This window comes from Cellulosimicrobium arenosum (genome assembly GCF_014837295.1).
In the GTDB taxonomy this organism is placed as follows: domain Bacteria; phylum Actinomycetota; class Actinomycetes; order Actinomycetales; family Cellulomonadaceae; genus Cellulosimicrobium; species Cellulosimicrobium arenosum.
The window spans coordinates 1-12,345 of the sequence record NZ_JACYHB010000012.1 but is presented as its reverse complement, the minus strand read 5'-3'; the positions used below and the strand labels follow the sequence as shown (position 1 = coordinate 12,345).

Annotated in this window: 10 protein-coding genes and 1 tRNA gene; 6 read left to right on the top strand and 5 right to left on the bottom strand. The window is 71.8% G+C overall.

What is annotated here, in order from left to right; all coding sequences use genetic code 11:
- Window positions 1-18 precede the first annotated feature (18 nt).
- Together IF651_RS13515 and IF651_RS13510 are read left to right on the top strand one after the other, a co-directional pair.
- Window positions 19-91, top strand: a tRNA-Arg gene (locus tag IF651_RS13515).
- A gap of 89 nt (window positions 92-180) precedes the next feature.
- Window positions 181-558, top strand: coding sequence for a helix-turn-helix domain-containing protein (locus IF651_RS13510; RefSeq protein ID WP_191829660.1), 378 nt, complete (start codon window positions 181-183; stop codon window positions 556-558).
- Window positions 559-572: 14 nt separating this feature from the next.
- Here the strand turns inward: IF651_RS13510 and IF651_RS13505 are convergent, their stop codons facing one another.
- Together IF651_RS13505 and IF651_RS13500 are read right to left on the bottom strand one after the other, a co-directional pair.
- Complete coding sequence (locus IF651_RS13505; RefSeq protein ID WP_191829659.1) at window positions 573-1,175, bottom strand: ClpP family protease; 603 nt, start codon at window positions 1,173-1,175, stop codon at window positions 573-575.
- Window positions 1,172-1,801, bottom strand: coding sequence for a ClpP family protease (locus tag IF651_RS13500; RefSeq protein ID WP_191829658.1), 630 nt, complete (start codon window positions 1,799-1,801; stop codon window positions 1,172-1,174). Before IF651_RS13500 ends, IF651_RS13505 begins: the two co-directional genes overlap by 4 nt.
- A gap of 119 nt (window positions 1,802-1,920) precedes the next feature.
- Between IF651_RS13500 and IF651_RS13495 the strand changes: the two genes are divergently transcribed.
- Entirely contained in the window at window positions 1,921-2,544 is a 624-nt protein-coding gene (locus IF651_RS13495) for a CYTH domain-containing protein (RefSeq protein ID WP_191829657.1), read from the top strand.
- Between the two features lie 6 nt (window positions 2,545-2,550).
- Here the strand turns inward: IF651_RS13495 and IF651_RS13490 are convergent, their stop codons facing one another.
- The 3 genes from IF651_RS13490 to IF651_RS13480 all read right to left on the bottom strand — a co-directional run bounded on the left by IF651_RS13490 (window position 2,551) and on the right by IF651_RS13480 (window position 5,881).
- Window positions 2,551-3,366 carry a M15 family metallopeptidase gene (locus IF651_RS13490; protein WP_338403963.1) on the bottom strand — a complete coding sequence of 272 codons (816 nt, stop codon included), beginning with the start codon at window positions 3,364-3,366 and terminating at the stop codon, window positions 2,551-2,553.
- Between the two features lie 134 nt (window positions 3,367-3,500).
- On the bottom strand, window positions 3,501-4,547 hold the full coding sequence (locus tag IF651_RS13485) for a hemolysin family protein (protein ID WP_191829656.1): 1,047 nt from the start codon (window positions 4,545-4,547) through the stop codon (window positions 3,501-3,503).
- Window positions 4,544-5,881 carry a hemolysin family protein gene (locus tag IF651_RS13480; protein WP_338403962.1) on the bottom strand — a complete coding sequence of 446 codons (1,338 nt, stop codon included), beginning with the start codon at window positions 5,879-5,881 and terminating at the stop codon, window positions 4,544-4,546. The genes IF651_RS13485 and IF651_RS13480 overlap by 4 nt, the downstream gene beginning before the upstream one ends.
- Before the next feature lie 138 nt (window positions 5,882-6,019).
- Here IF651_RS13480 and IF651_RS13475 point away from each other — a divergent pair, with 138 nt between their 5' ends.
- The 3 genes from IF651_RS13475 to IF651_RS13465 all read left to right on the top strand — a co-directional run bounded on the left by IF651_RS13475 (window position 6,020) and on the right by IF651_RS13465 (window position 12,115).
- Window positions 6,020-6,799 carry a response regulator transcription factor gene (locus tag IF651_RS13475; RefSeq protein ID WP_194720218.1) on the top strand — a complete coding sequence of 260 codons (780 nt, stop codon included), beginning with the start codon at window positions 6,020-6,022 and terminating at the stop codon, window positions 6,797-6,799.
- A 65-nt stretch (window positions 6,800-6,864) separates the two neighbouring features.
- Window positions 6,865-7,971 carry a HAMP domain-containing sensor histidine kinase gene (locus tag IF651_RS13470; RefSeq protein WP_191829655.1) on the top strand — a complete coding sequence of 369 codons (1,107 nt, stop codon included), beginning with the start codon at window positions 6,865-6,867 and terminating at the stop codon, window positions 7,969-7,971.
- 274 nt (window positions 7,972-8,245) lie between these two features.
- Complete coding sequence (locus IF651_RS13465) at window positions 8,246-12,115, top strand: multifunctional oxoglutarate decarboxylase/oxoglutarate dehydrogenase thiamine pyrophosphate-binding subunit/dihydrolipoyllysine-residue succinyltransferase subunit (protein WP_191829654.1); 3,870 nt, start codon at window positions 8,246-8,248, stop codon at window positions 12,113-12,115.
- Window positions 12,116-12,345 lie beyond the last annotated feature (230 nt).

Sequence of the window (12,345 nt, the reverse complement as noted above, 5' to 3'; positions counted from 1 at the left end):
TCACGACCGGCGCCGCGCGCCCTCGTAGCTCAGTGGATAGAGCGTCTGCCTCCGGAGCAGAAGGTCGTAGGTTCGAATCCTATCGAGGGCACCTTCTTGTGCGGTGTCTCCCCTGGGGAGAGCGTTCTGCCGGGAGCAGAACACCGAGCGGTCGACCGGTTCGCCGACCTACCATCCAGCATGGCCGAGAACATTGCCCCGCCTGCTCCCCGGCCCGACGGACTGCGGCCCGCGCCGGACCGGGACCGCGCGGCGGCGCGACGAGAACGTGGTCCGCTGTGGCGACACGTCCTCGGCGACCAGCTGCGGGCCCTGCGCCACGCGCGGGCCGAGACCCTGTCCGAGACCGCGGGCCGGGCCGGGGTCTCGCCGCAGTACCTCTCCGAGATGGAACGGGGGACCAAGGAGCCGTCCAGCGAGATGATCGCAGCGGTCGCCGGTGCGCTGGACGTCACGCTGGTCGATCTCACGCTCGGCGTCGCCCAGAGCCTGCAGCCCTCGCACGTCGACGGCGCGCGAGCCGCGACCTGCCGCAGCGCCTACGCCCTGGCCGCATAGGCCCGGCTGGCCGCTCAGGTCCGTACGGCTTCCCGCTCCTCGAGCACGTGGTCGAGGAGGCCGTACTCCCGTGCCGCCGCGGCGGTGAATACCCGGTCGTGGTCCGTGTCGGCGCGGAGCCGCTCGACGGTCCGACCCGTGTGCCGCGAGAGGATCCCTTCCATGTCCGCGCGGACGCGGACGACCTCGTCGGCCTGCAGGATGAGGTCCGGGACGGTCCCACGACCCTGTGCGGCCGGCTGGTGCAGGACCACCCGGGTGTGCGGGAGCGCGGCCCTCTTGCCCGCCGCGCCGGCCGCGAGGAGCACGGCACCGACCGCGACGGCCTGCCCGACGCAGGTCGTCGCCACCTGCGGTCGGATGTAGCGGATGGTGTCGTAGACGGCGAGCATCGCGCTCGGGTCCCCGCCCTCGCAGTTGATGTACAGCTGCACGTCCCGCTCGGGGTCGTCCGACTCCAGGTGGAGGAGCTGGGCGACGAGGGAGTTGGCGACGCCGGCGTCGATTCCGGTGCCGAGGTAGATGATGCGCTCCGTGAGCAGCTGCGAGTAGACGTCCATGACCCGCTCACCGCGCGGGTGCTGCACGATGACGCTCGGGATCGTGTAGGTGCTCATGCGATCGCCCGCCCGGCGGTCGCGCTGAGACTGACCTGGCGGCGTCGGCGCGGAGCGATGTCGTCGAACGACCGCACGATCGAGTCGACGAAGCCGTACTCCAGCGCCTCCTGAGCCGTGTACCAGCGATCGTGCAAGGAGTCCTCGTGGATGCGCTCGACGGGCTGCCCCGTGTCCTGGGCGACCAGACCGAGCACCGTGTCCCGGGTGTGGCGCAGGTCGCCCGCCTGCAGCTCGATGTCGACCGCGGTCCCGCCGATCCCGGCCGAACCCTGGTGCATCAGCACGCGCGAGTGCGGCAGCGCACGGCGCTTGCCCCGGGTGCCGGACGACAGCAGGAACTGACCCGCGCTGTAGGCGATCCCGAGCACGAGGGTGGAGACGTCGCACGGGACGATCCGGACGACGTCGCGGATCGCCAGCATGGCCGGTACCGAGCCACCCGGGGAGTGGATCCACAGCGACACGTCGGCAGCAGGGTCCTCGGCGGCGAGCGCGATCAGGTGGGTCGCCAGCAGCATCCCGTTGTCGTCGTCGAGGGGACCGTCGAGGACGAGGACGCGCTGCTCGTACAGCTCGCGTCGTACTCGTTCGGAGAACAGCTGTGGACTCGGGTGCTCGCTCATGCCCACCACCGTGCCCGGCCGCAGCGCCGTCCGGGGCCGGATCTGCCGAGGGCAGATCTGCTGTCGGCAGCGGCGCGCTCCGGCCCCCGCCGGACGGCCCGACCGCTACCGTGGCAGGCATGACTGACGGCGGGTACGGGGACTTCGAGTTCGAGCGCCGCTTCCTCGTGCGGTCGGTACCGCCCGACCTGCGCGACGCACCGACCCTCATCGTCCAGAGCTACTACCTCGCGGACGAGGGGTACGCCCTGCGGCTGCGCGCCAAGGCCCCGGAGGTCGACGCACCGATGGCGCCCTCCACCGACGCTCTCGACACGCTCGCGGAGCACGCCGACGCCGTCGACCTGTGCACCCTGACCGTCAAGGGGCCGACGGCCGGCGGGACGCGCTACGAGGCCGAGCGCGAGATCGACCCGGCGGTCGGTCTCCAGATGATCCGACGCGGCGGCGCTCTCATCGTCAAGACGCGTTACTCCGCGTGGCTGGGGGACGACGGCTGGGTGATCGACGTCTTCGGCGGGGCCAACCACCCGCTCGTGATCGCCGAGTGCGAGCGTACGGGACCCGTGACGGACCTGCGGATCCCCGCCTTCTGCCTCACCGAGCTGACCGACGACGCGAGGTTCTCCAACGACGCCCTGGCCGGGCGCCCGTTCGGCGGGTGGCGCACGGCGTTCGACGCCGAGCTCGAGTCGACCGGGCCCCACTTCGCCCAGGACTTCGGCCGCAACCAGCGGCTGTGACGGGGATCAGGCCCCGTCCATCTCCTCGACGCCCTGGGTGTACTCGAAGTGCCAGGGCTCGTAGGCGCCGACACCGCCGCGCTTGGCCCACGCCGGGTTGTCCCAGCCGTACACCGGGCCGTTCAGGTTGATCCAGTCGTACACCTCGCGAGAACCCGTCTCCTTCGAGCACAGGTCGATCGCGAGGCCCCACCCGTGCATCGACGTGCCCGGCCGGGCGGCGAACGCGCCGCGCGTGCCCTTGAGCGAGACCTGGGTGTCCAGCGAGCGGTAGGACGACACGAGGCACAGGTCGCGGCCGAAGTTCGCCCGGAACGCCTCGTTGAGCGCCGAGAGCGCGACAGCCGCGTCGGGCCGCAGGTAGGAGTCCGGCTGCCACAGTGCGCACAGACCGTGCGGGTCCAGCTGGCCGTTCGAGCCGGTGGGCCGCACCTCGGGGTCGCAGCCGGGCAACGGCTCGCGCAGCGACGACCGGGAGGCGGCGGCACTGCGGCCCGCGACCCGCGGCGCCGCGGCGACCGCCTCCGAGACCGCGGGGACGGTGGAGGGAGCGGTGGCCAGGTCGAGCGCGCTCGGTCCTTCCGGGCCCGTCTCGGGCTCGTACGGTGAGGGGACACCACCGTCCAGGCCGGCCGCGGAGAGCGGCATCGCGATCGTGGCGACGGCGAGGGTGCCGAGGACGGCCATCCGCGGTGCCCAGCGGTGCTGGCGGGGCACGTCCACCGCCCGGCGTCGGGGGCGTCGAGGACCGGCCTCGGCCTCGCGGCGTGCCCGGCGGGACTCGAACGCGGGGGAACCTGGATCCTGCGGCTCCACTGCCACCCGCCTCTCACGCCGTCGAAGGAATCACTCCGGCAAACCGGATCAATCACGGAACAGTAACGAAGTGTCCCGGGGATGCCAAGTCTCCTGGTCACCGCCATGGGAACGCGCCCACGCCGTCCGCGCGCGGACGCTCAGTGCTGCGGTCGCTGCATCGCGTCGCGCACCTCACCGACGAGCTCCTCGAGGATGTCCTCCAGGAACACCACGCCCAGCGCGGCGACCTGGGCCGCTCCGTCGACACGGGCCAGGTGGGCACCGGACCGCTGCATGGCCCGGAGCACGTCCTCCACCTCGTCCCCCGGCACCGCCGTCGCGAGCGCGCGCACCCGCCAGGCGGGGATCGCACGGTGCCGGGTGGACTCGTCCGCGTACAGGACGTCCTTGACGTGGAGGTACCCCACGAGGTCGCCCGTGCGGTCGAGCATCGGGAACCGGGAGAAGCCGGTCTTGGCGACGAGCCGCTCGACGTCGTCCGGCGTGCAGCCCTCGGTCACGGTCACGAGCCCACCGACCCCGACCATGACGTCGGCGGCCGTGCGCTCCGAGAACTCGATCGCCCCCGACAGCAGGCCCTGCTCGTCGCGGAGCACGCCCTCGGCCTGCGAGTGCTCGACGATCGACTGGACCTCCTGGGCGGTGAACGCCGACGCGACCTCGTCCTTCGGTTCCACCCCCGACCAGCGCACGACGTGGTTGGCCACCCAGTTCAGCGCGCCGATGATCGGTCGCAGCACCCGACCGAGCCACACGAGCGGGGGCCCGAACCACAGGACGGCCGCCTCCGGGCCGGACACGGCAAGGTTCTTCGGCACCATCTCGCCCAGGACCACGTGCAGGTAGACCACCACCGCCAGGGCGACGACGAAGGCGATCGGGTGCGCGAGCGAGGTGCTGACGCCCAGCGCGTGCAGAGGCGCCTCGACGAGGTGCGCGAGCGCGGGCTCGGCCACGATCCCCAGACCGGTGGAGCACACCGTCACGCCCAGCTGCGCGCACGCGAGCATGAGGGACACGTGCTCCATCGCCCACAGCACGGTGCGTGCGCGCCGGTTGCCCTGCGCGGCGAGCGGCTCGATCGCGGAGCGGCGCGAGGAGATCACCGCGAACTCGGCGCCCACGAAGAACGCGTTGCCGGCCAGCAGCACGAGGCCGACGAGCAGGGCCGTGGTCGAGCTCATGCGGAGACCTCCTGGACGCGCAGGCGCTCGACGCGACGCCCGTCCATCACCTCGACGCGGACCACGACCCGCGAGCTCTCCTCCCCGACGACCACCTGGTCACCGACCTCCGGCACCCTGCCGAGCACGGACATCACGAGGCCGCCGAGCGTCTCGTACGCGGCGTCCTCGGGAGCCGCGAGGCCCGTGACCTCCTTGAGCTCGTCCGGGCGCATGACGCCGGGGACCAGCCACGAGCCCGCCTCCGCGCGGGTCGCGCCGGCACGCCGCGAGTCGTGCTCGTCGGCGACGTCGCCCACGAGCTCCTCCACGACGTCCTCGAGCGTGACCACGCCGGACGTCCCGCCGTACTCGTCCACGACGACGGCCATCTGCATCCCGAGCCCGCGCAGCTCCACCAGCAGCGGGCCGAGGCGCACGGTCTCGGGGACACGCGGCACGTCGTCCATGAGCGCGGCGGCCGGCACGTCGGCGCGGCGCTCGTACGGGACCGCGACCGCGCGGCGCAGGTGCACGAGCCCGACGACGTCGTCCCGGTCCTCCCCGATCACGGGGAACCGCGAGTGGCCCGTGCGACGCGCGGCGTCCATCACGTCGTCCGCCGACGCGTCCCGCTCGAGGACGACCATCCGCATGCGGTCGGTCATGACGTCGACCGCGCTGAGCGCATCGAGCTCGATCGAGTTGGTCAGGAGCGTCGCGACGGAGACGTCCAGCGTGCCCTCCTCGGCGGAGCGCCGGACCAGCGCCGCGAGCTCCGGTGCGGACCGCGCCCCGGAGAGCTCCTCCCGCGGCTCGACCCCCAGCCGGCGCAGCAGCGCGTTCGCCGAGCCGTTCAGGACGGCGATGAGCGGGCGGAACGCCTTGGTGAACTGCCGTTGGACGGGCACGACCTGGCGCGCCGTCGCGTACGGGGCGCTGAGCGCGAAGTTCTTCGGGATCAGCTCACCGAACAGCATCGAGAAGGCGTTGACCAGGACGAGCGCGAGGACGACCGCGAGCACCGCGGCGACGGCCTCGCTCAGCGTCGTGCCCGAGAGCCCGGCGCCGAGGAGCGACGCGAGCGCCGGCTGCGCGGTGTAGCCGAGGAGGATCGTGGTGATCGTGATGCCGACCTGGGCGGACGAGAGCTCGGTCGACAGGTGCTTGAGGCCGGCGCGCACGCTGCGTTCGCGGCGGTCGCCGGGCCCCGGTCCGTCGCCCTCGTCGTGGTCGTCACCGGCTCCGATGACGGCGGGGTCGAGGGTGACGAGAGAGAACTCCCCGGCCACGAAGACGGCTGTGCCTGCGGTCAGGAGCACCCCGAGCGCGACCATGAACCAGTCGCCTACCACGAGGTGCTCCACCGATATCGAGAGGTGCTCTTCATCGTGCGACGATGCTAGCGCCGCACGACGCGCCGCAGCACCACGGCGCACCCGCGGTGGACGCATATCCGGACGCTCGGGGCCCTCGTGTGCCACGCTGTCCCTATGGCTGCCAGCGCAAACCCTTCCGGTGCGGGTGTCGGGCCCACTGCGGGGCCACGGCCCGTGTCCCCGACCGGTTCGGCCGGTCAGCAGAACGCGACCGTCCTCGTCGTGGAGGACGAGCCCGCGATCGCGACCGCCATCGCCCAGCGCCTGAGCGCGGAGGGCTGGCGGGTCGAGGTCGCGCGGGACGGGCTGTCCGGGGTGGACGCCGCGAACCGGCTGCGTCCCGACGTCATGGTCCTCGACGTCATGCTGCCGGGGATCGACGGCCTCGAGGTGACGCGCCGGGTCCAGGCGGAGCACCCGGTGCCGATCCTCATGCTCACCGCGCGCGACGACGAGACGGACATGCTCGTGGGCCTGGGCGTCGGCGCGGACGACTACATGACCAAGCCGTTCTCGATGCGCGAGCTGGTGGCACGCATCAAGGTCCTCCTGCGCCGCGTCGACCGCGCCGCCCAGGCGGCGAGCACCGCACCCGTGGAGCCGCCGATGGCGATCGGCGACGTCACGATCGACAAGGCCCAGCGCCGCGTGTACCGCGCGGGGGACGAGGTCCACCTGACCCCGACCGAGTTCGAGCTGCTGGTCATGCTCGCGACCTCGCCGAAGACGGTGCTCACGCGCGAGCGCCTGCTCGCCGAGGTGTGGGACTGGGCGGACGCGAGCGGCACCCGCACCGTCGACTCCCACATCAAGGCGCTGCGTCGCAAGCTCGGCGCGGACCTGATCCGTACCGTGCACGGGGTCGGGTACGCGTTCGAGCCACCCGCCGAATGACGGCGCCCTCGGGTCGCACGGACCCGCCCGACGTCCCGGCGCGAACAGAGGTGGAGCATCGGACGATGCGCCCGCACCTGCCGGACGTCCGACCGCTCGACTCGTTCCGCTCGCTGAAGATCAAGCTCGGCGTCCTCGTGGCGGCCACCGTCACGCTCGCCGTCCTGATCACCTGGATCGGGCTGCGCAACCAGCTCGGTCCCTCGCGCACCTTCCCGCTGGCGATCGTCCTGTCGCTGCTGCTCACCCAGCTGCTCGCGCGCGGCATGACGTCCCCGCTGCGGGAGATGACGGCTGCCGCGCAGGCGATGGCCGACGGCGACTACAGCCGACGCGTGCGCGCGACCAGCCGCGACGAGGTCGGGCAGCTCGCGGTGGCGTTCAACGTGATGGCCCAGGACCTCGCGACGAGCGACCAGCTCCGCCGCGAGCTGATCGCCAACGTCTCGCACGAGCTGCGCACACCGATCGCGGCGCTGCAGGCGCAGCTCGAGAACGTCGTCGACGGTGTCACCCGGCCGACGCCGGCGACCATGGAGATGGCGCTCGCGCAGACCGAGCGGCTGACCCGGCTCGTGACCTACCTCCTGGACCTGTCCCGCATCGAGGCGGGGGCGGCGGCACTGAACATCGCGCAGATCGACGTCGGAGACTTCCTCGAGGAGAACGCAGAGGCGGTCGCGATGGTCGACGCCGCCAAGGGGCTGCGCTACCTCGTGGACGTCGCACCCGAGGACCTCGTCCTGGAGGCGGACCGCGAGCGTCTGCACCAGGTCGTCGTGAACCTCCTGCAGAACGCGATCCGGCACTCCCCGGCGGGCGGCGAGATCCGGCTCGAGGCCTACCCGGTGGACGACGACGTCGTGATCGAGATCGGCGACGACGGGCCCGGCATCGCTGCCGCGGACCGCGAGCGGATCTTCGAGCGCTTCGCCCGGGCGAGCGCGACCGGCGGCGGCCACGCGGGCTCGGGTGGCACGACCGGCGGAACCGGCATCGGTCTCGCGATCGTGCGCTGGGCGGTCGACCTCCACGGCGGGCGCGTCGAGGTGGCGGACAGCCCGCGCGGCGCGACGATGCGCGTGACGCTCCCGGCGCGCGTGGCCGGGGTGGCGGGCGACGGTGAGGAGGAGGAGCCGGTGGACCCCACCGTGTCCGACGACGCGCGGTGAGTTCCATCACACGGACCCTCCGGCATACCCGGTGATGGGGCCAGATTCCGCGCTCTTGCCCGGATCCAAGGTGCGCGTGGCACCACTTTTGCCTGCCGACAACACGGTGTGAAGAACCCGCGGACGGCTCGCGCGAGAAGGCCTGTCGGGGACTGCTACGACGAGGACGAGGGCCTAGTCTGGGAGGGTCCGGCAACCGGACCGGACCGGCCGCCCTCCCTGGCGACGGACGGCAGCAGAAGTCGATGTTTCATGGAAAGTGGGCGATCCACGCGTGTCCCCGAAGGCTGAGTCAGAGACGATCAGCGACGCTCGTTCCGTCTTCGGCGCGAACGAGTGGTTGGTCGACGAGCTGTACGAGCAGTACCTGAAGGACAAGAACGCGGTCGATCCCGCGTGGTGGGACTTCTTCGCCGACTACCGCCCCGCAGACCGCTCGGAGGACGTCGCCGCGTCCGACGGCGCCGTGGCCCCTGCTGCCACGACGAACGGCAGCACGAACGCGGCGACGACGCCCACGCCGTCGACCGGCCCGGCGCCGGCGAAGGCCTCGAAGACCGCTGAGTCGCAGCAGCGCCCGGCGCCCGCGACCGACGGCTCCGCCGCGGCGGAGTCGGCCCAGCGTGCCAAGCCGCGCATCCTGCCCGCCGACCCGGAGGTCAACGCCGCTGCCGAGGCCGCGCGCGCCAACAGCCCGGTCGCCACCGCACAGCCTGCCACCGCCCCCTATGCCCAGGTACCGGCCCGCAAGGTCGCCGGCGTGCCCGCCGACGAGGCCCCGGCCGACGACGACGTGCAGAAGCTGCGCGGACCCGCCGCTCGCGTCGTGACCAACATGGAGGCCAGCCTCCAGGTGCCGACCGCCACGTCGGTGCGCGCGGTGCCCGCCAAGCTGATGGTGGACAACCGCATCGTCATCAACAACCACCTCGCGCGCGGCCGCGGCGGCAAGATCTCGTTCACGCACCTCATCGGTTTCGCCCTCGTCGAGGCGCTGGCCGACATGCCGTCGATGAACGCGAGCTACACCGAGCTGAACGGCAAGCCGGCGATCAACCAGCCCGCCCACGTGAACTTCGGCCTCGCGATCGACCTCGCGAAGCCGGACGGCACCCGCCAGCTCCTCGTGCCGAGCATCAAGAAGGCCGAGACGATGGACTTCGCCCAGTTCTGGGCGGCCTACGAGGACCTGGTGCGACGCGCGCGCGGCAGCAAGCTGGGCGTCGACGACTTCGCCGGCACGACGATCTCGCTGACCAACCCCGGCGGCATCGGCACGGTGCACTCCGTCCCGCGTCTCATGCAGGGGCAGGGCACCATCGTCGGCGTCGGCGCGATGGACTACCCGGCCGAGTTCGCGGGGGCCTCGACCGAGCGTCTCGCCCGGCTGGGCATCTCGAAGGTCCTGACGATCACCTCGACGTACGACCACCGCATCATCCAGGGGGCTCAGTCCGGAGAGTTCCTGCGCGTCCTGTCGAACAAGCTCCTCGGCGAGGACGGCTTCTACGACCGCGTGTTCGCCGCCCTGCGCATCCCGTACGAGCCGGTGCGCTGGGTCCGCGACAACACGACGGACGCGGAGATCGAGGCGGCCAAGCCCGCCAAGATCGCCGAGCTGGTGCACTCCTACCGCTCGCGCGGGCACCTCATGGCGGACACCGACCCGCTCGCCTACCGCCAGCGCAAGCACGGCGACCTCGACATCCAGAACCACGGGCTGACCCTGTGGGACCTGGACCGCACGTTCCCCACCGGCGGGTTCGGCGGGAGCACGCGGTCGTCCCTGCGCGACGTCCTCGGGCTCCTGCGCGACTCGTACTGCCGCACGATCGGTGCGGAGTACATGCACCTCGCCGACCGCAGGCAGCGCAAGTGGTTGCAGGAACGGCTCGAGTCCGGGTACGCCCGCACGCCCCGCGAGGACCAGCTGCGCATCCTGCGCCGGCTCAACTCCGCCGAGGCGTTCGAGACCTTCCTGCAGACCAAGTTCGTCGGCCAGAAGCGCTTCTCGCTCGAGGGCGGCGAGTCGCTCATCCCGCTGCTCGACGCGATCCTGTCGCGCGCGGCGGAGAACGGGCTCGACGAGGTCGGGATCGGCATGGCACACCGCGGGCGGCTCAACGTCCTCGCGAACATCGCCGGCAAGAGCTATGCGCAGATCTTCGCGGAGTTCGAGGGCAACCTCGACCCGAAGAGCGTCCAGGGCTCCGGCGACGTGAAGTACCACCTCGGTACCGAGGGCACGTTCACCGCGGAGTCGGGCGCGACGACCAAGGTCTACCTCGCGGCCAACCCGTCGCACCTCGAAGCCGTCGACCCGGTCCTCGAGGGCATCGTGCGAGCCAAGCAGGACCGCATCGACCTGGGCGGCGACGGCTTCTCGGTGCTGCCGATCCTCATCCACGGCGACGCGGCGTTCGCGGGCCAGGGTGTGGTCCCGGAGGTGCTCAACCTCTCGCAGCTGCGCGGCTACCGCACGGGCGGCACGGTGCACGTCCTCATCAACAACCAGGTCGGCTTCACGACGGGTCCGTCGTCGTCCCGCTCCACGACGTACGCGACCGACGTGGCCAAGGGCTACCAGGTGCCGATCTTCCACGTGAACGGGGACGATCCCGAGGCGTGCGTGCGCGTCGCCGAGCTCGCGTTCGCGTTCCGCGAGCAGTTCGACCGCGACGTCATCATCGACCTCGTCTGCTACCGCCGCCGCGGGCACAACGAGGGCGACGACCCGTCGATGACCCAGCCCCTGATGTACAACCTCATCGAGGCGAAGCGCTCGGTGCGCAAGCTCTACACCGAGAACCTCGTCGCGCGCGGCGACATCACGCTCGAGGAGGCCGAGCACGTCCTGCAGGACTACCAGTCCCAGCTCGAGCGCGTGTTCACCGAGACCAAGGAGGGCGGCTACACGCCGACCGCCGACAAGGAGCCCGTCGCGGGACTCGAGCGGCCCGAGTCGCAGCTCGAGGACGCCGGCACCATGGTGGGCTGGAAGACAGCGATCGACCGGAAGGTCCTCGAGCGCGTCGGCCAGGCGCACGCCTCGCCCCCGGAAGGCTTCACGATCCACCCGAAGCTCGCGCAGATGCTCGACCGCCGTCGGCAGATGGCGGAGTCGGGCGGCATCGACTGGGGCTTCGGCGAGCTGGTCGCGTTCGGCTCGCTGCTCGCCGAGGGCACGCCCGTGCGCCTCGCCGGACAGGACTCACGGCGTGGCACGTTCGTGCAGCGCCACGCCGTCCTGCACGACCGCGAGACAGGTGCCGAGTGGACGCCGCTGCTGTACCTGTCGGCCGACCAGGCCAAGTTCTGGGTCTACGACTCCTCCCTGTCGGAGTACGCGGCCGTCGGGTTCGAGTACGGCTACTCGGTCGAGCGCCCCGACGCGCTCGTGCTCTGGGAGGCCCAGTTCGGCGACTTCGTCAACGGCGCCCAGACCGTCATCGACGAGTTCATCTCCTCCGCGGAGCAGAAGTGGGGCCAGTACTCCTCGGTCGTCATGCTGCTCCCCCACGGCTACGAGGGTCAGGGTCCGGACCACTCGTCGGCTCGCATCGAGCGGTTCCTGCAGCTCGCAGCGGAGAACAACATGACGGTCGCCCAGCCGTCGACGCCCGCGTCGTACTTCCACCTGCTGCGTCGCCAGGCCTACGACCGTCCTCGTCGTCCCCTCATCGTCTTCACCCCGAAGCAGCTGCTGCGCCTCAAGGCCGCCGCCTCCTCGGTCGAGGACTTCACGAGCGGCACGTTCATGCCGGTGATCACCGACGCCGCGGCCGACCCGGCGAAGGTCGAGCGCGTCCTGCTGTGCACCGGCCGCGTCTACTACGACCTCCTCGCCGAGCGCAACCGGCGTGACGACGACGGCGTGGCGATCGTCCGGCTCGAGCAGCTCTACCCGCTCGACCTGGACGCCCTGCGCGCCGAGCTCGGCCGGTTCGGCGACGCGGAGGTCGTGTGGGTCCAGGACGAGCCCGAGAACCAGGGCGCGTGGTCCTACATCCACATCAACCTGCCGGAGGACCTGCCGCGCGTCGGCGTCGTCTCCCGCCCGGCGTCGGCCTCCACCGCCGCCGGCACGGCCAAGAAGCACCAGGCCCAGCAGGCGGTCCTGATCGACCAGGCCTTCGCCCGCTGACCCCTGACCCCTGACCCCTGATAGCAGTCGAAAGGCTCCCTCCCGCGCGGGACGGAGCCTTTCGTCATCCCCCGACGAGGCGAAGGCCGGGCGGGGGGCCAGACGCCGACGAGGCAAAGGCCGGGCGGGGAGGGGCGGCGGCGGGTCGTGGCGGGCCTGGCGGGAGCCCGCGAGGAACGAGCGGGCGGATGGAAGACCCGCCGCCGCCCCTCCCCCCCCCGGCCCCGCAC